We start from the raw sequence: 18,849 nt of genomic DNA, 5'->3' as shown, positions 1-18,849 counted from the left end.
GTTTCAACTGGCTGGCAGAAGTGGTTGAGAGGTTGATTCAGCTTCGGGGCTTGGCTTGCGATCCTGTCAGACGCCAGTGAACACCGGCGATCTCTTTTCCAGAAAGGCCCTGCAGCCTTCGCGGTAGTCGGCACTGTCGATACAGACCTGCGCATTTGCAAGGTCAGCCGTTGCGTCCGCCTGACTGCCGGGCTGGGCGAGGCGATTGATGGCTTGCTTGGCTGCCTTCAGTGACAAAGGCGCATTGGCGCAGAGTGCCTTGCTCAGCGCGTTGATGTGCTGGTTCAGATCCATGTCATCCACCACTTCATTGACAAGGCCCATGTCCAGCGCCTTTTCGGCCGTCAGGCGCTCGGCAGAAAACAGCAGTCTCTTGGCGTTGGAAGGTGAAACCGCCTCCAGCAGGTCCCCGAGCGCTTCGGGTGGATAGGCAAGACCGAGCCTCGCTGCAGGAATGGCGAAAAAGGCGGAACGGGCCGCGATGCGCAGATCGCAGGCGAGCGCGAGGCCCAGGCCGCCGCCAAGGCAGGGGCCTTCAATTGCCGCAATGACCGGGACGGGCAGCGCCTTAAGCGCCTTGAAGGCGGCAACATTTATGTCGTCGTATCTCTTGGCGGCTTCCGGCGTCGAGCGGATGGCTTCGAATTCCGATATGTCAGCGCCCGCGCAAAAGCTCTTGCCACCGGCACCACGCACGATGCAGACGCGCATGTCCGGATCCCGTGCCAGCTCTGCCAGAAGACCGGGAATTGCCTGCCATGCGGCAAGAGGCAGCGCGTTTTTTCTGTCGGGCGCATTCAACACAAGCTCTGCAATCTGACCGTTGCGGATCACCATCGGGTTGCCGGAAGGGGCTGATTGGGACGTTTGTGTTGGCATGATTTAACCTCAAATTGCGATTTCAGTTAGCAAGGTGCTGAAAATCTTCAGGTATCGGGGTTCATTCGAAACGGTCATATCTGATATCAGGAAGTTTGATTTGGGAATATCAGACGACAGTCCTATTTTAAGGACCACTCGTGACGGCTTGAAAAGGAGACAGGCCATGTCGGCACCGATCAGCAAGACCGGTTTGAAAGAAGTTCCGACCCATGATCCGGTCTGGCATCAACTGAGGGATGAAGCACAAGCGATGGTCGCGGCAGAGCCGGCCCTGTCGTCCTTCGTCTACGAAACGGTTCTGAACCATGACAGCCTGGAAGAGGCCGTCGTTCATCGCCTTGGCGACCGGCTGGGCCGGGACATTGTTTCCGCATCATTGATCCGGCAAACCTATCTTGAAGCCCTGGCAGACGAGCCGGAGCTGGCAAAGATTTTCCGGGTCGACATCGTTGCCGTCTTCGACCGCGATCCGGCATGCTTCCGTTTCCTGGAGCCGGTCCTTTACTTCAAGGGCTTCCATGGCCTGCAGACGCACCGGCTGGCAAACTGGCTGTGGCGCCGTGGCCGGAAGGATTTTGCCCTTTATCTGCAAAGCCGCAGCTCGGAAGTTTTTCAGATCGACATCCATCCGGCAGTTCCTGTCGGGCGCGGTATCTTCATCGACCACGGTACCGGCATTGTTGTTGGCGGAACCGCGGTGATCGAGGACGATGTCTCGATCCTGCAGGGCGTCACCCTTGGCGGCACCGGCAAGGAAGATGGCGACCGCCATCCGAAGATCCGCCGCGGTGTCTTGCTGGGGGCGGGAGCCAAGGTGCTCGGCAACCTGGAAATCGGACATTGCTCGCGCATTGCCTCGGGGTCCGTGGTACTTCAGGACGTGCCTGCAAACACGACGGTTGCCGGGGTTCCGGCCAAGATCGTCGGCAAGGCAGGGTGCGCAGAACCGGCACGCAGCATGAATCAGCTGCTCGGTGAAGACGCCGGCCAGACGAATTGAAATTCCGGTTTCAGGAAGACGGGGAAAGCTTGCGGAAAGGCTTTGGCATTTCCGTTGGCTCCTGTAGGGTCCGCGCCAGATTGATGCTGAAGGCAAAGAACAGGAGAGCGCCGTGAAACCCGATGAAATCCGAAAGATCGAAGCCTATCTGCGTTCGAAGTTCGAGAACAAGACCATCAAGGTGCAGGCCCGCCCGCGCAAGGACGACTCTGCTGAAGTTTACATCGGCGATGAATTCATCGGTGTCATCTTCCGGGACGATGAGGATGAAGATCTGAGCTGGAACTTCCAGATGGCAATCCTTGAAATTGATCTGGACGAAGTCTGAGTTTCAGACTTTTCGATCGTAAAGTGAAAAGGCGGCTCCTCTGGTGAGCCGCCTTTTTCATTTCTCCGCCATCCGCTCAAGTCAGGTCATTGCATACGGTAACCTTCGATGCTGGCAACGATGTCGCCGTCGAGACGGCGCCAGTCCGGCAGCAGCGATTGATCGAAGCTGTAGCGCAGCTCCAGACCCGAGGCGAACACGATGGCGCGGTGGCAACCGGCTTTTCCGGAAGTGCTGTCTTTGCGGCATCGTGCGATGAAGCCGTTTTGAACCGTTGGATCGTAGACGATGAGATCCGTCGCCGGCGCGCCACGCGCCGACAATTTCAGCATCTTCAGTCCAGAAGGCCCCTTCATCTCGCCGCCGCGTGCAAGACGCCTGTAGAACGGATCAAGCCTTGCCCGCAGGCTCTCCCGGCCGGGATTGCTCTCAAGGTCAACCTGGATCGTCGCAGGGGTGTCCCATCCCGTATCGTTGTTCTTCGTGGCGCTGGAAGACCAGTGCAGGTTCAGGCGAAGTGTTTCAAACGCGGCTTCGGAACCAAGGGCCTGCCGTTTCTGCGAAGCCGTCGCGATCAGGTTCAGGGGAAGCTCAAAGCGGGTCGTGCCAACCGCAAAGCGGACGGGCTGGTCCTGTCTGATGCCTGCCTGCATCGGCCAGCCGGATGACCAGGAGTAGATCTTCCCGCCAACATGAGCCGTGCCCAATACACACATTGCCAACGCCAGCCAGGTGAAGTGGCGGGGATCGGTTCTGATCGGGCCTGGCAAGGAGACAGGTATCACGACTTCAGTCCCTTGATTGGCTGTGCACATATATGGGACAGGTTGTCCTGAAACGGCACAGGTGTCCCGCTTGGGGAAGGCGTTGACACTGCTCGAAGTGGCTCAATTGAGGGGATTTCGCTCATTTGCCGTTCCGGCACAGTCTTTGCTCTTGACCCTTTACGAATTCTTAATCACTTTCCGTGCGAAAGAGTTAACAAGGGGTTAACGGGCGTGCTGTTCAATCTTCTAATCGTTGGATATATCGCATGCGCCGGATTTGTTGCGTCCGGTGTGCTGGGCAGCCTTTATCAGCTGATCACGAAGCAGCCGCCGAAGTTCGCCTTTGACGGAGAAGGCATCCTGTCGTTTATCGCCGGCGTTTTTGTCTGCGTGTTCGCTGGACCCTTCATCATCATGCGCAATGCCATTCGTGGACGCAGGATCGAAAAGCGGCCGTTGGGTTGGCTGGTCGCGTCTTCGACGATTGCCGGCATGTGGAGCATGTGTTCCGGTGTTATGGTGATCAACGTTGCCCTGATCATGATTGGTTACACCTGAGGTCTCATGCCGGTCTTTGCTCTTGATGGACGTACGCCTGTTTTTCCGGAAAACGGGGAATATTGGATCGCACCGAATGCGACGCTGATTGGCGATATCATTCTGCAGGAAGCTGCAAGCGTCTGGTTCAACGCGGTCCTGCGTGGCGATAACGAGCCGATCACCGTCGGCATGCGCTCCAATGTCCAGGACGGCTGCGTCTTTCATACGGACATGGGCTACCCGCTGACCATCGGCGCCAACTGCACGATCGGCCACAAGGCAATTCTGCATGGCTGTACGATCAAGGATAATTCGCTGGTCGGGATGGGCGCGACAATTCTGAACGGAGCTGTCATCGGCTCCAACTGTATCATTGGTGCCAATGCCCTTATTGCCGAAGGCAAGGAAATTCCGGACAATTCTCTTGTCGTGGGCGTGCCCGGAAAGGTCGTGAAAACGTTGCCGCTGGAAGCGGCGAACGGGATTGCGAACTCGGCCGACGGATATGTGCGCAACTGGCGGCGCTTCAAGGCCGGCCTGCGGGAACTCTGACCCGCTTTGATATTGACCCCTTCGACCCGATCCCGAATGAGCTGGGCCTGAAAAGGCGGGAACCGGCCTGCGGGGGGCGGGCCGGTTCCCTGGATCCGGTCGTGGTAGGGATGGGGAGGGTGGGGACGCGACCGGATCGTCCAAGCGGCCGGCTAAGCCGGACCAATCCCAATCCTAGTTGGACACGCTACTGACGGTCGTCACGCGCGTGTCTGCAATACCTGTCCACTGCACGGGCGAGCTGGCGGACTGGCGTTTGATGTAACGGTAGGGTGTCGAATACCAGGGCAGCACCGCCTCGATCTGGTTGTCGAGGATCATGTCGCCATGGTCCGTACGTACCGTCAGAACGGCATGACCCGAGTTCTGGGTATCTTTTGCAACAGTGATCAGAAGGGCGCTTTTCGGCCAGCCGGCTTCGATCAGGACCCGTTGCTTTTCAAGGACGTATTCTTCGCAGTCACCGTATCCGTTTACCGGATAGGTCCAGTATTCTTCCTGGCCGAACAGGTCCTGGTCGGTCATAGGATGAATCCGGCGATTGACTTCCTTGTTGATTGCAATGAGTTCGTTCCAGCGGGCTTCGTCCAGCTTCACGACAACCGGCTTGTATGTTTCCTTCGGACAAGCCGAGACGTTGTCACGGCAGAACTGGTCATAGCCGACGGGTGCCTTGACAACCATTTGCATGTCCATGAAGCGGCCGGGTTCTGCCTGTGCAACCGATCCCATGACGGTGCAAGACAGCAACATTGCAGATGCGAGTAGAGTTCTGTGAAGTAATTTCATCGTAACGCCCTCCCCAAGGCTGACGCAACGATGACTCAATGATTTTTACTTGGAGAAAATCTCCAAAGTAAAACTGTATTTGTATTTTATGAGTGTTTGAATTTATTTTTATCGTTATTTGAATTTACTTTAATTCAAGTTGGAAGAAAATTTTCGTAAAATTTGATGCATCCTCCAGAAGTCATTGAATTAGCGAGAAATTGGTGTTTTTCGAGTGGTGCGAAATCGGTTTTCAATCGCCTGGTTTTCGGTCTGGAGCGGGCCTTGCGCCCGTCCTCAAGGGTGAGAAAAGGGCATGAAAGTTTTTTGATTTTTTTTGGATCTGGCCACCAGAAAAGAAACGCGACTACCCGGAAAATTGCGCAGAAACGAAAAGACCCGGCAAAAAGCCGGGCCTGTCTGAATGTTCTAAGCACTTGCGATTGATGAGAAAGCTAAAGTCAGCTTTCCTCTGGTGCCGATATGTGATGTTCCAGCAATTCGCGGCTTTGAACGGCAGCAAATTCGACGGCTATGCCACCTTCGATGCGGCGAATGACACGTGCATGCATCTTGCCGAGCGTGATGGCGTCGCCCATCTCCGGCACGATGTCCGTGGCGATGGCCGCGCCGGACAGGGATACGTCTATGATGCGGCAGACATGTTCCGAGCCGTCCGGCAGGATCATCTTCGTCATCGGGTTTTTGGGCACGAAGCGGTCGTGGCGGCGGTCTTCGGGAAGATTGAGTTCGTCCCGGTTCGCAAGCCACGTCAAAACATTGGCGATCTTGTCGCGTTTGCGGACCGTATTGCGCAGTTCAACCGCAAAGCCACCATCGATCAGGCGGGAAATCCTGCCTTCGACGCGGCTCAGGTGGTCAAGATAGGCAATCACGCGTTCGCCGACCCTGCCGGTGACCGGTGTAATCATGGCCATGCCGCCCGGCGACATGTCGATAACCTGACAAGGATATTCGCGCCGATCTTCAAGCATGAAACGGCCCAGTATATTGACCTGGACCCGTTGATGGCGCCGGCGGTCAGTGACTTGAAGCGATCTGCTTCCTTCGGTTGCTGTTGCCACTCCGGCGCTCATGCCTGTTCTATCCAAAACGGTGCGCAAATCGCATTGTCCCCGGCTGAGATGCGATTCAAAAGACGTCTTTCAAAGCACTTTAGGTAGCTGGGGTTAACGATGTGTAAGAGTGTAGCTCAGAAGGCGCACAGGTCCAGACTTGTGATCGATAAAAATGCGGGTACGGCCGTGATGTTCGGAATTCGAGCGCTCTCTGGCGAGAAAGCACAATAACGCGAGAGTAAAAATCCGGAAGGAAGGACTTCTTTTCAGCTGAATAGAGGCTGCAAACCAGCCGGTGCCGAACATGAATTCGGGCCAGCTGATTCTTGGCCGGCCCGATTTCGTAGGTGAACAGGGATGTTACCAGACTTGCTATGTTGTGCGGGTCAGGACTTGCCGCCGGAATAGACGGTCAGATGTCCGACCTTGCGCTCCGCACCGCTCGGCAGGGGCGGTGTCGGCATGGCGATGCCCTCGGCGGTAAACCGCGGCAGGATCGGGTTGAGCGTGGAAGCAGGGGAATCCACGAAATAGGGGCGCTCGTCCGGCCAGACCAGGCGCAGGCTGCTGATCGACTGGCTCAAAATGGGATGCAGGCCGATCCAATAGGGTTTTTCCATCGGAGTACAGCTTCCCAGGACACGGATCCTGCCTTCACCTGGAACATTCAGCGGCACCAGCAGCATTTCCATCTGCAGGATCTGTCCGCGTTCCGTATGGCCGTTGATGCCGATTACGGCCGCGGCCGCATCTTCGGTGATGGCGGCGATCAGGCTTTCCAGGGCTTCACGGTCTTTCACGCTCCAGCCGCGCAGGAAGTTGCGGCCCTTGAGTTCCCGGCAATGTGCGGAACACAGACGTGTGCCGGCGAGGCGGTAGCGCACATCCCTGGAACCGTTCGTCTCCAGAATGAAGGTGTCACCAAGAAGGCCGCGGATCTCACCCGGATCGACTTCGCTGCGGTTCGGTGCAGGACGGGCGCCGCGAAGATTGTCCCAGTAGTTGTAAAGAGTTTGCGTTACGCCGTGTTTCATCTGGTTCGCCTCTTTGCCATTCTTGCGCCCGGTGTTTCGTCTCAAGACAGTTCTTGTTTCAAAACGGGACGAAAATGCTTCCCTGTTGGTTTTTGACCTTTACAAAGCAGGGCGCGTGCCAAGTGCTTGTTGGCGCGAAAGCTTGAGAGGCGCTCAGAAATTAAGGTTAATTTTCGGTAAAGCTTGTATTGGAGGCGGTTGCCTGTCAGCTTAACACTCAGTTCACATAGACAGCGGGTGGGAGGAACCTGTTGTTGCAGGTCAGGCCGCGGGCCGATAGGTACAGCCGCCAAGAGCTGCCTCGGTAAAACAAGCGCCGGCCAGAGTGAACAACTGTCCTGAACGGGCGTCGTGGGGACGCGACCGGTTTTGGGGGGCATCGCAAAGCGCTGGTCACCTTTAGGTGGCCGGCGCTTTGTATTTTCAGGCTTTTTGGGGATTGTGACCGGTGAAGTCGAAGTCACTAATTCCCGGTTTCGCATGTTCTGGCGGTCGAACCACTCTTGTTTTGTCTTCGATCTGGCTTAGAAGAAAGACAGGAAAGGCAGAGGGTCCATGAACGTTTACCGCATTGATGAAGAACGCGCCCGGCGCGAAAAAGCCCAGAAGGAACAACCTCCCCAACGGCCGTCCGGTCCGCCCGTGTTCAATCTGCCCGGGATCATCGTCTGGCTTGGCGGTATCCTGATTGCGATCCACGTTCTGCGTGTGATGGTCCTTCCGGCAAACCTGGACAATCTGATCATCGAACTTTTTGCATTCTGGCCGGTAAAATATGCCTATCTCGGCAGTCTCCCGCCTTTTGATCTTCTCTCCAGCCTCTGGGCCTTCGTCACTTACAGCCTGCTGCATGGTGGCGCCATGCACATTATCTTCAACCTGCTCTGGATGGCGATTTTCGGCAGTGCGGTTGCCAGGCGGTTTGGCGTGGGCCGGTTTCTGTTGTTTTCAGCGGCCTGTTCCGTTGGCGGGGCGCTGGCTCATCTTGCCACCCATTGGGGGGAAGGGGCGCCGATGATCGGTGCATCCGCCGCCATTTCCGGCCAGATGGCTGCGGCCATTCGTTTCGTTTTCGAGCGTGGTGGCCCGCTGGGTGCGATCCGCAGCAACGATCCGACGGCCTACTTCGTACCGGCGCAGCCGCTTGCGGAATGCCTGCGCAATCAACAGGTTCTGGTTTTTGTCGCGGTATGGTTCGGGCTCAATCTTTTCTTCGGCCTGATGAGCGGTCCCGTTGCGGGACAGCCGGCAAGTGTTGCCTGGCAAGCTCATATTGGTGGATTTGTCGCCGGACTTGCCCTGTTCCCGCTGTTTGACCCCGTGCCGCAGCGGCGGAATTCCTGACGCGGAGCGAAAGTACCTTCAAGACGCTAGGTCAACAGTTTGCGCGATCTGATTTTTTTGCCATGATATCTGACGACTGGAGGTCGTCCTGTCGGATTCGAATGGACGTCCGGCCCCAGTCGGTGCGAAAGTGGTCGAGCAGCTGGAACCTCTCCTTCCGGAGACCGGCTGGCAGACTACATTAAGGTCGATCAACTATTGACGTTTGATCGCTTCCGATTGAGCGTCGGTTGATCTGGTCCGGTAAAACGGACCGATTGATGCCATGGGAGGTGATTGAATGACCGTAGCCGCTATCCTGAGTGGGAAAGGCCACGATATTATCACAGCGCGCAGCGACGCGTTGCTCAGCGAAATTTGTGAAACCCTGGCAAAACACAAGATCGGTGCCGTGGTCGTTTCCGACAAGGAAGGTGCCGTTGACGGCATTGTGTCAGAGCGGGACATCGTTCGCGTGGTCGGTACGCAAGGCGTGTCGGCGCTGAAAACACCGGTTTCCGGTGTCATGACCAAGAATGTGGTTACCTGCTCCGAAGAGAACAACATCAACGAAGTCATGGCTCGCATGACACAGGGCAGGTTCCGCCATATGCCGGTCGTGAAGGACGGCAAACTGACCGGTGTGATCTCCATCGGCGACGTCGTGAAGTTCAAGATTGCGCAGGTTGAACTCGAAGCCGAGCAGATGCGCAGCTACATTACGATGGCCTGACGTGAAAAAGGCTGGCTTGTCAGCCAGCCTTTTTTGTTTCGACGTGCGATTTATCAATCTTGCCGTGTTGCCAGAAACGCGGTGGCTTCCTTCAGCATTTTTTCGGGTTTTTCCCCGTGCCATGCCGACTGGGACATGTCCGGCAAGCGATGCGCAATGCCCTTGTGGCAATCGATGCAGGTCTTTTCACCCGTGAACAGGAAGCGTTGGTGCGCCTCAGAGGCCCTTCCACTCTGACGGGTTATGTCCATGGAATCGGCGGAATGGCAGTTGCGGCATTCCAGCGAATTGTTCGCCTTGAGCCGGGCCCATTCGTGCTGGGCCAGTTCAAGCCGGTGTTCCAGAAACTTTTCCCGCGTATTGATCGTCCCGAAAATCTTGCCCCAGACCTCTTTTGAGGCCTGCATCTTGCGGGCGATCTTGTCTGTCCATTCATGGGGGACATGACAATCCGGGCACGTGGCTCTCACGCCCGAGCGGTTGGAGTAGTGGATTGTCGTTTTAAGCTCGGCAAAGACGTTGTCGCGCATCTCGTGACAGCCCGTGCAGAACTTCTCGGTATTGGTCAACTCCAGCGCGGTGTTGAAGCCACCCCAGAAAATTATGCCCATGATGAAGCCGCCGAGGGTCAGGAAGCCGAGGCTGTAGTGCACGCTCGGGCGGCGGATGGTGGTCCAGAGCCTTTTGAGGAAGGCCAGCATCATTTGGCCCCCTCTTTGGATTTCACATATTCGAGCACTTGATCGACATCGACAAAGTCGTTCTCGACCAGAGGCCGGGCGTCGGTCTGCGGCACGTGGCACTGATTGCAGAAGTACCGCCGGGGTGTGACGGACGCCAGGAACTGGTTGTCCCGGTTCATGAAATGCGTGATCGACACCATTGGCGCCTGGCTGACTTCAATGGCTGTACGGGAGTGACAGCTCAGGCACTTGTTGGAGTTCTTGTCGATCTGATAGCCCTCGATCGTGTGAGGGATCAGCGGTGGCTGCTCGGGATAGTTCCGCACCTGGCGAATGTCGGAGTTCACCGGCTTTGGCATGGGGGCAGGCGTCCCGTTTTCCGCCAACGGCGTTGCGGGGCGCATGGTGGCGATGTGTTCCTGGGCGGTTGCGGCAGCTGCGGCAACCAACAGGGCGGCGCAGGCAAGGCCGATTGCAAAGCGTTTCATGGCTCACCTCACACTGCTTCTACGCGCACGGCGCATTTCTTGAAATCGGTCTGCTTCGACAGCGGATCGGTCGCGTCCAGCGTGACCTTGTTGATCAACTGGCGGGCATCGAACCAGGGCACGAAAATCAGCCCCTTGGGCGGTTTGTTGCGGCCTCTGGTTTCGACGCGGGTGAGAATTTCCCCGCGTCTGGATTTGACGCGCACTTCCGCACCGCGCCTCAGGCCTAGAGCCTCGGCATCGTCCGGATGCATGTAGCAGAGGGCATCGGGCACGGCCTTGTAGAGTTCAGGCACGCGCTGCGTCATCGATCCGGAGTGCCAGTGCTCCAGAACCCGGCCGGTGGACAGCCAGAAGGGATACTCCTCATCCGGACTTTCCGCGGGCGGTTCAAAGGGCAGGGCGAAGGCAACAGCCTTGCCGTCCGGTTTCCCATAGAAGTCGAACGCCGCTCCCTCTTTCACGTAAGGGTCGTATTTGCCGTTGTAGCGCCAGCGGGTTTCCTTGCCGTCCACCACAGGCCAACGGAGCCCGCGCACCTGGTGGTAGGTGTCGAAATCCGCCAGGTCGTGGCCGTGTCCGCGGCCGAACTGGGCGTATTCCTCAAACAGGCCTTTCTGGATGTAGAAGCCGAATTCGTCGGATTCGCGGTTTTCGTAGTCTTCCGCCCGCTCGCTGTTGGGGAAAGCGTTGACATTGCCGTTTTCGAACAGAACCTCGTACAGCGTCTTTCCCTTGTAATCGGGATTGTCGGCCAGAAGCTCGGGTGGCCAGACTTCGTCTGTTGTGAAACGTTTGGAAAACTCAACCAGCTGCCACAGGTCGGACATCGCCCCTTCCGGCGCGTCGACGAGCTGGTGCCAGAACTGGGTGCGGCGCTCGGCGTTGCCGTAGGCACCTTCCTTTTCCACCCACATTGCGGTTGGCAGCACAAGGTCGGCGGCTTCCGCCGTAACAGTCGGGTAGGCATCGGAAACGACGATGAAGTTTTCCGGATTGCGATATCCGGGCAGGCCTTCTTCCATCATGTTCGGGGCGGCCTGCATGTTGTTGTTGACCTGCACCCAGTAGCAGTTGATTTCGCCGTCCTTGAGTTTCCGGTTCTGCAGAACGGCATGTGCACCGATCCATTCAGGAACGGTTCCTGCCGGCAGTTTCCAGATCTTTTCGGCTGTTGCCCGGTGCTCCGGATTTGAAACCACGAGGTCGGCAGGCAGACGGTGAGCGAAGGTGCCGACTTCGCGGGCGGTGCCGCAGGCAGACGGCTGGCCGGTCAGGGAGAAGGGGGAATTGCCGGGCTGGGCAATTTTACCGGTCAACAGGTGGATGTTGTAGATGAGGTTGTTCATCCACACACCGCGGGTATGCTGGTTGACGCCCATGGTCCAAAGGGACATCACCTTGGTGTCCGGATCTGCGTAAAGCTCAGCGATCTGCTGAAGCCGCTCCTTTGAAACTCCGGACTTCTCCGCGGCGAAATCCAGTGTGTAGGGTTTCACGAATTCGGCGAATTCCTCGAGAGACATCGGCTCGGAATCGCCACTGCCGGCATTCGCTGCAGCGGCTTCAAGCGGATTTTCCGGTCGCAAGCCATAGCCGATGTCCTGTGCGCCCTTCCGGAAATTGACGTGGTTTGACACGAACTCCTCGTTCACCGCGCCGGACTGGATGATGTGGTTCGCAATATAATTGGCGATGATCAGATCCGTCTGGGGAACGAATACGCCGGGAATGTCCGCCAGATCGAAGCTGCGATGTTCGAAGGTGGAAAGCACGGCAACCTTGACATGGGGATGGCTGAGGCGCCGGTCGGCGATCCTGGTCCACAGGATCGGGTGCATCTCGGCCATGTTGGAGCCCCAGAGCACAAAGGCGTCCGCGTTTTCAAAGTCGTCGTAGCAGCCCATGGGCTCGTCAATGCCGAAGGCACGGATGAACCCGACGACCGCAGACGCCATGCAGTGGCGAGCGTTGGGGTCGATATTGTTGGAGCGGAAGCCGGCCTTCATCAGCTTGGAAGCCGCATACCCCTCCCAGACCGTCCATTGGCCCGAGCCGAACATGCCGACAGCCTTCGGGCCCTTGGCCTTCAGTGTCGCCTTCCATTTCTCGGCCATGATGTCGAACGCTTCGTCCCAGGACACCGGTTCGAAGTCTCCGTCCTTGTCGAACTTGCCGTTCTTCTTGCGCAGGAGCGGTGTGGTCAGCCGGTCCTTGCCGTACATGATCTTCGACAGGAAGTAGCCCTTGACGCAGTTGAGGCCCCGGTTCACCTCCGCTTCAGCGTCGCCGTGGGTTGCAACCACGCGTCCTGCCTTGGTCGCGACCATGATGGAGCAGCCGGTGCCGCAGAAGCGGCAGGCTGCCTTGGACCACTTCAGGTCGGTCAGATGCGCATGGGTAACAAGGTTCTGTGCGGCCGCAGGCACGGGGAGCCCCGCTGCCGCGGCGGCGGCCGCCACAGCCTGCGCCTTGATGACATCACGTCTGCTTATTCCGCTCATTGTGTGTCTCCTTGAAGGGAGGTCGGTGCCGCCTCGGGCGCACCGTCTGTCTGGTGGTAAACAAGGGATGCGCTCACAACGCCTGTGAGCAGCTGGATATCCGTGAGAGCCTGTACGATTTCCGCTTCGTTCGCGGTTTCCAGTGTCACGATCAGGCGTCCCTGATCATCGGAATGGGCGATCTCGGCGCCGCCGAGTGCAAGAATGTCCCGCTCGACATCGGATATCGCTTCGGTCCGCGCATGAACGAGAAGACTGGCTATGTGGACTGTTGTGCTCATGCTGTCTGGGCATCCTCTTTGGGATGGACAATGGCCAGTGCATCCTGCGGACAGACTGGGAGACAGGCTCCGCAGCCCGTGCAGGCATCTGTTTCGATGCGAAGCCGGCCAAAGGGGCGTTTGGTGAGATCTATGCGGATTGCCGAAGTGGGGCAGATATCCCGGCACACCTGGCAGGCAATGCCATGATCCTGCAGGCAACCCGGCTGAAATTCAGCCTTCATCGGCCAGGCCGGCCTTCGCTTCGTGTCAAAGACGTCCTGTGCGCAGGCTTCTGCGCATTTGCCGCAGAAAGTACATTCGCCGCCGTCGAAGACAACTTCCGGCTTCCCGGTGTCGTCCGGCCTCAAGATGGATTCGGGGCAAGCTTCGCTGCAGGCGTTACAGCTTGTGCAACGCGCAGCAACCAGGGCTTCGTCCGTCCAGGGTGGGCGAAGTCTCTGGATCTCCGGTTGGCTGGGCAGTTTCAGGAACGCTCTGCGGCTGGCCGAAAAATGAGGGTCAGGAGACATGGCATCAGCCCGTCGGCGGCCCAAGGACCAGCTGTGACATCCAGATTATAAAGCCGTAGCCGCCAACAATTGCGACGGAAAGCGCCGGGGCAAGCAAAACGGCCAACAGGATGAACGCAATCCGTTCGTCCCGTTTGCTTGGAACAGTGTTGTCCGCCATAGCCTCTCCCTCAGCTTGCGGTCGATAGGGAATCAGGCACGGGGTTTTGATCTTGTTGTTCGCGCCTAGTGGAAACTTAGGCACAAGAGAGAGGGTGGAGATATACGGGATACTACTTAAAATTTTGTTTCAAGAATTCGAAAGTTAATATGTTTCAATGGGTTGCGGATAAGCCTCGCTCAAGGCTGGTGGCTCTACTGCCGGGCTCAACCCTTGCCGTAAACTTCGTCGGGATCATAGACCCTCTCGGTTTCCACGCGCTCCAAACGCACAGACCCGTCGTCACCTTTGATGGTTTTACGATAAAAACAAGAGCGATATCCCACATGGCAGGTTGCGCCATTGCCGGCAACCGAAACCTTCAGGACCAGGGCATCCTGGTCGCAATCGGTCCGGATTTCATGCACGGTCTGGATCTGGCCGGAGGTTTCGCCCTTCTTCCAGAAGCTCTGGCGCGAACGGCTCCAGTACCAGGCCTCGCCGGTCTCGATCGTCCGCTTCAGGGCCTCGGCGTTCATGTAGCCAACCATGAGCACTTCGCCTGACGCCACATCGGTGACGACAGCCACAATCAGGCCGTCCCGGTCAAACTTCGGCATCATCAGATCGCCGTTTTCGACCGTTGCCTTGTCGCCGCGCTCAGTCAGGTGGGTATTGCACATGGGAGGAAAGCCCTTGTCGTCATTGATAACGCAAGGGCTGAAAAGTCAGAGACCCTTGCCGCGTACCAGAGACATGAATTTCGCCTGTTCGGCGGGATCGTCCTGGAATACGCCGGTAAACTGGGTGGTGATCGTGGAAACACCGGGTTTCTGGACACCGCGCATGGTCATGCACTGGTGTTCGGCTTCCAGCATCACGGCCAGGCCACGCGGGGCCAGAGCGTCGTCAATGACCGATGCGATCTGCGCAGTCAAGTTTTCCTGCGTTTGCAGACGCTTGGCGTAGATGTCGACAACACGTGCCAGTTTGGAAAGACCAACGACGCCTTCTGCCGGGTAATAGGCGATATGAGCTTCGCCGATGAAAGGCAGCATGTGGTGTTCGCAATGGGAATGGAACGGGATGCCGCGCACAAGGACGATATCCTTGTAGCCGCCAACATCTTCGAACGTCCTTGCAAGATGCTCTGCCGGATCTTCGAAGTAGCCACTGTAAAGCTGGCTCAGTGCCTTGACCACGCGCTTCGGTGTTTCCACCAGACCTTCGCGGTCCGGGTCGTCGCCGGTCCAGGCCAGAAGCGTGCGCACTGCAGCTTCCGCTTCTTCACGGCTTGGCCGATGCAACTGATCCGGCGACTTTCTTTCGAAGGTTTTTTCTACCGGCTTGAGGACAGCGTCCATGGGGATCCTCGCAATTTTACCCTTGTCACTCGTCATACGGCGCCCGCTGGTGCACAGATCAGAAGGTTCGGGCTTTTCAAGCCGCGGACCCTTATCATACTCCAGGCAAAAAGCGAACGCACAGTTTCTGAGCGGGAGGAGCCGGTTTCTAGCGTGCAAACGTCATGCGAAAGACCAACTGCGACCACTCTGCCCCTTGCGAATTTGCCGTGGCGTCTGATGTATATATATGAAAGCAGTGCGCCATCAATGTGTCGCGCATCACAGGCATTCACGAAGAGGCGAGTTATGCTCGACGACATTTATAACGCGAAGATCCTTGAATTCGCCGGAAATATCCCGCGGATCGGCCGTCTCGAGCATCCGGACGCAAGCGCAAAAGCTCATTCCAAATTGTGTGGCTCCACCGTCATTGTCGATCTTTCCATGAAGGACGGCGTCGTCACGGATTTTGCTCACGACGTCAAAGCCTGCGCGCTTGGCCAGGCGTCTTCGTCAATCATGGCTCGAAATATCATCGGCGCGCGCGCAGATGAGTTGCGCGAAGTGCAACAGACCATGCGCGCCATGTTGAAGGAAGGTGGCGAGGCCCCCACAGGCCGCTTCGAAGACCTGAAGTTTCTGGAACCGGTCCGCGAATACAAGGCGCGCCATGCCTCGACGCTTCTGACCTTTGATGCCGTTGTCGATGCGCTCGACCAGATCGAGGCGAAAGCCAAGGAAGACAGTGCGGTCGCGTGACCGCAGTTCTGCGTCCGATGTGTTCTTGCCATAACGAACCGCGAAAGCCGGATGGCCGATTGTCACCAATCGGATATGCAGCGATTGGGCTTATCTGGCTTTACCGCCATTCCCTGTCGCTCTTCATGGGGCGCACCTGCCGCTACGCGCCGACTTGCTCCGATTACACCGAGCAATCCATTCGCCGCTTCGGTTTTTGGGCCGGGGGGTGGGTTGGCTTGTCCCGGGTTCTTCGGTGTAATCCCTGGGGCTCCTCTGGTTTTGACCCGGTTCCCGACACCTTGCCGCCAGATGCGCACTGGTTTTTGCCCTGGCGTTACGGTCATTGGACCGGCAAGCACATACCGCCGGAACATCGTCTGGACTAATCTCTCATCTGATCTATTATTGACCCAACGTCAGGTTGGTGCAACGCTTGCCTCTCATGCCAGAAGGCGGAGGGAAGAATGAGCGGACGCGACTTCCATTTCGTGATGATCAAGCCGACCCATTACGACGACGACGGTTATCCGATCCAGTGGCTTCGCTCTGCAATTCCTTCCAACACGCTCGCCAGCCTGAACGGGCTCGCAGAAGCGGCCCGCAACCGTCAGGTTCTCGGGAAGGATGTCTGCATCCATCTTCATACCTACGATGAAACCAACAAGCGGGTTCGTCCGGAAAAGATTGCCCGGGATATCCGAAAAGCAGGCGGAAAGGCCCTGATCGCGCTGGTCGGGGTTCAGTCAAACCAGTTTCCCCGGGCGACCGACCTTGCCCGCAGGTTTCTCGGTCTTGGTCTGCCGGTTGCCATCGGCGGATTTCATGTCTCCGGCTGCATATCCATGCTGGATGAAATGCCTGAAGAGATGGTTCGGTTGCAAAAGGAAGGTGTCGTCTATTTTGCCGGCGAGGCCGAGGACGGGCGGTTGGACGATGTCTTCCGCGATGCCTTTTCCGACGATCTGAAGCCGCTTTACGATTTCATGGCGGACTTGCCGTCGCTGGAGGGCGAGCCGACCCCGATCCTGCCCACCCAGCACATTCGCTTCACGGCCGGATCGCATTCCAGCTTCGATCTTGGCCGCGGTTGCCCTTTCCAGTGTTCCTTCTGCACCATCATCAACGTGCAAGGTCGCAAGAGCCGGTTTCGTTCCGCCGACGATCTGGAGCAGATCATTCGCGATAACGTTGCACAGGGGATCGACCGTTTTTTCATCACCGACGACAATTTCGCCCGCAACCGGGAATGGGAGCCGCTGTTCGACCGGCTGATTCAGCTTAGGGAGCAGGAGAGTTTCGACATCAAGTTCATCATCCAGGTGGACACGCTCTGTCACCGGATTGACGGTTTCATCGAGAAAGCGACGAGGGCAGGGGTCAACCGGGTCTTCATCGGGCTGGAAAACATCAATCCGGACAATCTCATGGCCGCAAAGAAGCGGCAGAACAAGATTACCGAATACCGGGAGATGCTGCAGAAATGGCGGACCCACGGGGCAACCACCTATGCCGGTTACATCATCGGTTTTCCGGGGGATACCAAGGAGTCGGTCCTGCATGATGTCGAGATCATCAAAAAGGAGCTTCCGCTCGATCTGCTCGAGTTCTTTTATCTGACACCACTTCCGGGATCCGAAGATCACAAGGTGCTTCTAAGCAAAGGCATCTGGATGGATCCAGACCTCAACAAGTACGATCTCAATCACCGGGTGAGCCATCACCCGAAAATGAGCGATGAGGATTGGGAGGAGGCCTACCGGCAAGCCTGGGCAAGCTATTATTCGGATGGCCACATCGAAACGGTACTGCGCAGAGCCGCGGCGCATCGCAAGGGTCGTCCGGGCAACAAATTGTTCCTGATGATGTGGTTCAAGCTGATGGTCGAACGCGAAGGCGTTCATCCGCTTGAGGGCGGTTATTTCCGCCTGAAATTCCGCACAGACCGACGCGGTGGGCTGCCGCTTGAAAATCCGCTGGTGTTCTATCCGCGGTATTTTGCCGAAATCGTCGCCAAACATTGGGTCTATCTATCTGCCGTCTGGCGGGTTTACCGGATCTACCGGAGGGTCAAGGCATCGCCTGACAGGCGGACGTATTCCGATCTTGCCATTGCCCCCATGAACCGGAGCGAAGAAGAGGATCTGGCGATGATCCGGGAAACACGCGGCGGCGCGGAGGCGGTTGCCAAACAGCTTCGCGATGCCGCGCTTTCGAAGGCCGGAAAAGACAGGGCGAAGGCAGCTTCAGCCCTATGATGGAGAGGCGGTAGCCTTGCGCCGAAGCAGCCGCCAGCCGAAGGTCATGCCCATCGCGGCAATGATGATCGCAGCCGCTCCGACAAGCTGCAGCGGTTTCAGCTGATGGTCGAAGGCTACATAGTCGACAAGGATCGCCACCACCGGATAAATGAAGGAAAAGGCACCTTGCAAATAGGTCGGCAGCTTCTGCACGGCGCCATACATGAGGATATACATCAACCCCGTGTGAACGGCGCCAAGCGTGACAAGCGAGCCCCAGGCCATTGTACCTTCCGGCAGAGCGTTCCAGCTGACGAAGGGGGCAAGCATCAGGATGCCGACACAGACCTGTACCAGGGCGATCAGCTGTGGAGGCGTTCCCGTCAGCTTCTTGGTCAGCAGGGCTGCGACAGCCCAGAAAAAGGCTGCGCCGAGCGAGAGTGCTATGCCGAGTGCATAATTTGAACCGGCGTATTCGACAGCGCCGGGTTTTGCCTGGACGATCAGCAGGACACCGGCAAAGGCAATGACCAGCCAGCCGAGCTTGTCGACGGTGATCCGTTCTCCCAGAAACAGAATGCCGAAGCCGACCAGGATGAACGGCTGGGTATTGTAGACAGCGGTTGCCACGCCGATGGATGCCTCGGAATAGGCAGTGAAGAGCATTGCCCAGTTCACGACGATGGCAACGCCCCCTATGGCGGCAACGGCCAGTTTCTTCCAGGTCAGGTGCCGGCGGAGTAGGCCCTGGGCAGAACAGATGACAAGTAGCGCCAACGCACCGAAGGCGCAGCGCCAGAACACAACGTCGATGGCGCCCTGGCCGGAAAGGACCACGAAAAGTCCTATCGTTCCCAGAATGGTCATGGCGGCGGTCATTTCGGTGGCGCCGCGCAATGTCTTGTCCATTGT

At 57.5% G+C, this 18,849-nt stretch carries 23 protein-coding genes; 9 read left to right on the top strand and 14 right to left on the bottom strand.

Going from position 1 to position 18,849, the window contains the following annotated elements; translation table 11 throughout:
* Positions 1-66 precede the first annotated feature (66 nt).
* Complete coding sequence (locus tag HCG46_RS00170) at positions 67-879, bottom strand: enoyl-CoA hydratase (RefSeq protein WP_168683987.1); 813 nt, start codon at positions 877-879, stop codon at positions 67-69.
* A 166-nt stretch (positions 880-1,045) separates the two neighbouring features.
* Here HCG46_RS00170 and cysE point away from each other — a divergent pair, with 166 nt between their 5' ends.
* Both cysE and HCG46_RS00160 read left to right on the top strand, forming a co-directional pair.
* Complete coding sequence (cysE, locus tag HCG46_RS00165) at positions 1,046-1,882, top strand: serine O-acetyltransferase (RefSeq protein ID WP_023001074.1); 837 nt, start codon at positions 1,046-1,048, stop codon at positions 1,880-1,882.
* 112 nt (positions 1,883-1,994) lie between these two features.
* The gene (locus HCG46_RS00160) at positions 1,995-2,210 is read left to right on the top strand and encodes a DUF3126 family protein (protein ID WP_006940479.1); all 216 of its coding nucleotides are present in this window, start codon (positions 1,995-1,997) and stop codon (positions 2,208-2,210) included.
* A gap of 86 nt (positions 2,211-2,296) precedes the next feature.
* On the opposite strand, the gene HCG46_RS00155 is transcribed toward HCG46_RS00160, so the two are convergent.
* Entirely contained in the window at positions 2,297-2,926 is a 630-nt protein-coding gene (locus tag HCG46_RS00155) for a hypothetical protein (RefSeq protein WP_168683985.1), read from the bottom strand.
* 282 nt (positions 2,927-3,208) lie between these two features.
* Between HCG46_RS00155 and HCG46_RS00150 the strand changes: the two genes are divergently transcribed.
* Together HCG46_RS00150 and HCG46_RS00145 are read left to right on the top strand one after the other, a co-directional pair.
* Entirely contained in the window at positions 3,209-3,535 is a 327-nt protein-coding gene (locus HCG46_RS00150) for a hypothetical protein (RefSeq protein WP_023001076.1), read from the top strand.
* A 6-nt stretch (positions 3,536-3,541) separates the two neighbouring features.
* Complete coding sequence (locus tag HCG46_RS00145) at positions 3,542-4,069, top strand: gamma carbonic anhydrase family protein (RefSeq protein WP_023001077.1); 528 nt, start codon at positions 3,542-3,544, stop codon at positions 4,067-4,069.
* 174 nt (positions 4,070-4,243) lie between these two features.
* Here the strand turns inward: HCG46_RS00145 and HCG46_RS00140 are convergent, their stop codons facing one another.
* The 3 genes from HCG46_RS00140 to HCG46_RS00130 form a co-directional block, all read right to left on the bottom strand.
* Complete coding sequence (locus HCG46_RS00140; protein ID WP_031269305.1) at positions 4,244-4,858, bottom strand: transglutaminase-like cysteine peptidase; 615 nt, start codon at positions 4,856-4,858, stop codon at positions 4,244-4,246.
* A gap of 440 nt (positions 4,859-5,298) precedes the next feature.
* Positions 5,299-5,934, bottom strand: a complete 636-nt coding sequence (locus HCG46_RS00135; RefSeq protein ID WP_055654833.1) for a PilZ domain-containing protein — start codon at positions 5,932-5,934, stop codon at positions 5,299-5,301.
* Between the two features lie 368 nt (positions 5,935-6,302).
* Entirely contained in the window at positions 6,303-6,950 is a 648-nt protein-coding gene (locus HCG46_RS00130; RefSeq protein ID WP_031269307.1) for a PAS domain-containing protein, read from the bottom strand.
* A 555-nt stretch (positions 6,951-7,505) separates the two neighbouring features.
* Between HCG46_RS00130 and HCG46_RS00125 the strand changes: the two genes are divergently transcribed.
* Together HCG46_RS00125 and HCG46_RS00120 are read left to right on the top strand one after the other, a co-directional pair.
* Complete coding sequence (locus HCG46_RS00125) at positions 7,506-8,294, top strand: rhomboid family intramembrane serine protease (RefSeq protein WP_055654831.1); 789 nt, start codon at positions 7,506-7,508, stop codon at positions 8,292-8,294.
* 280 nt (positions 8,295-8,574) lie between these two features.
* Positions 8,575-9,006 carry a CBS domain-containing protein gene (locus HCG46_RS00120; protein WP_023001082.1) on the top strand — a complete coding sequence of 144 codons (432 nt, stop codon included), beginning with the start codon at positions 8,575-8,577 and terminating at the stop codon, positions 9,004-9,006.
* A 53-nt stretch (positions 9,007-9,059) separates the two neighbouring features.
* On the opposite strand, the gene HCG46_RS00115 is transcribed toward HCG46_RS00120, so the two are convergent.
* The 8 genes from HCG46_RS00115 to folE form a co-directional block, all read right to left on the bottom strand.
* The gene (locus HCG46_RS00115; protein WP_031269311.1) at positions 9,060-9,707 is read right to left on the bottom strand and encodes a cytochrome c3 family protein; all 648 of its coding nucleotides are present in this window, start codon (positions 9,705-9,707) and stop codon (positions 9,060-9,062) included.
* Positions 9,707-10,177: a nitrate reductase cytochrome c-type subunit gene (locus HCG46_RS00110; protein WP_168683983.1), complete on the bottom strand. Its 471-nt coding sequence runs from the start codon at positions 10,175-10,177 to the stop codon at positions 9,707-9,709. The genes HCG46_RS00115 and HCG46_RS00110 overlap by 1 nt, the downstream gene beginning before the upstream one ends.
* An 8-nt stretch (positions 10,178-10,185) precedes the next feature.
* Positions 10,186-12,681, bottom strand: a complete 2,496-nt coding sequence (napA, locus tag HCG46_RS00105) for a periplasmic nitrate reductase subunit alpha (protein ID WP_168683981.1) — start codon at positions 12,679-12,681, stop codon at positions 10,186-10,188.
* Entirely contained in the window at positions 12,678-12,962 is a 285-nt protein-coding gene (locus HCG46_RS00100) for a chaperone NapD (protein ID WP_023001086.1), read from the bottom strand. The genes napA and HCG46_RS00100 overlap by 4 nt, the downstream gene beginning before the upstream one ends.
* The gene (gene napF / locus HCG46_RS00095; RefSeq protein WP_168683973.1) at positions 12,959-13,474 is read right to left on the bottom strand and encodes a ferredoxin-type protein NapF; all 516 of its coding nucleotides are present in this window, start codon (positions 13,472-13,474) and stop codon (positions 12,959-12,961) included. The genes HCG46_RS00100 and napF overlap by 4 nt, the downstream gene beginning before the upstream one ends.
* 4 nt (positions 13,475-13,478) lie before the next feature.
* Entirely contained in the window at positions 13,479-13,634 is a 156-nt protein-coding gene (gene napE / locus HCG46_RS00090) for a periplasmic nitrate reductase, NapE protein (RefSeq protein WP_023001088.1), read from the bottom strand.
* Between the two features lie 206 nt (positions 13,635-13,840).
* Positions 13,841-14,296, bottom strand: a complete 456-nt coding sequence (gene hisI, locus HCG46_RS00085) for a phosphoribosyl-AMP cyclohydrolase (RefSeq protein ID WP_168683971.1) — start codon at positions 14,294-14,296, stop codon at positions 13,841-13,843.
* A 45-nt stretch (positions 14,297-14,341) separates the two neighbouring features.
* Complete coding sequence (gene folE / locus HCG46_RS00080) at positions 14,342-14,977, bottom strand: GTP cyclohydrolase I FolE (RefSeq protein ID WP_023001090.1); 636 nt, start codon at positions 14,975-14,977, stop codon at positions 14,342-14,344.
* A 288-nt stretch (positions 14,978-15,265) separates the two neighbouring features.
* On the opposite strand from folE, the gene HCG46_RS00075 reads away from it, so the two are divergent.
* From HCG46_RS00075 to HCG46_RS00065, 3 genes are all read left to right on the top strand, one after another.
* Positions 15,266-15,718: an iron-sulfur cluster assembly scaffold protein gene (locus HCG46_RS00075; RefSeq protein WP_023001091.1), complete on the top strand. Its 453-nt coding sequence runs from the start codon at positions 15,266-15,268 to the stop codon at positions 15,716-15,718.
* Between the two features lie 17 nt (positions 15,719-15,735).
* Positions 15,736-16,086 carry a membrane protein insertion efficiency factor YidD gene (gene yidD, locus HCG46_RS00070; protein ID WP_208984189.1) on the top strand — a complete coding sequence of 117 codons (351 nt, stop codon included), beginning with the start codon at positions 15,736-15,738 and terminating at the stop codon, positions 16,084-16,086.
* A gap of 78 nt (positions 16,087-16,164) precedes the next feature.
* The gene (locus tag HCG46_RS00065; protein ID WP_168683969.1) at positions 16,165-17,955 is read left to right on the top strand and encodes a radical SAM protein; all 1,791 of its coding nucleotides are present in this window, start codon (positions 16,165-16,167) and stop codon (positions 17,953-17,955) included.
* On the opposite strand, the gene HCG46_RS00060 is transcribed toward HCG46_RS00065, so the two are convergent.
* Positions 17,950-18,846 carry a DMT family transporter gene (locus tag HCG46_RS00060; RefSeq protein ID WP_168683967.1) on the bottom strand — a complete coding sequence of 299 codons (897 nt, stop codon included), beginning with the start codon at positions 18,844-18,846 and terminating at the stop codon, positions 17,950-17,952. The genes HCG46_RS00065 and HCG46_RS00060 overlap by 6 nt on opposite strands.
* Positions 18,847-18,849: the final 3 nt, after the last annotated feature.

Origin of the sequence: Labrenzia sp. PO1 (assembly GCF_012273635.1) — a bacterium.
Taxonomy (GTDB): Bacteria; Pseudomonadota; Alphaproteobacteria; order Rhizobiales; family Stappiaceae; genus Roseibium; species Roseibium algicola.
The sequence above is the reverse complement of the archived record's forward strand: the minus strand, read 5'-3'. Positions and strand labels throughout refer to the sequence as shown.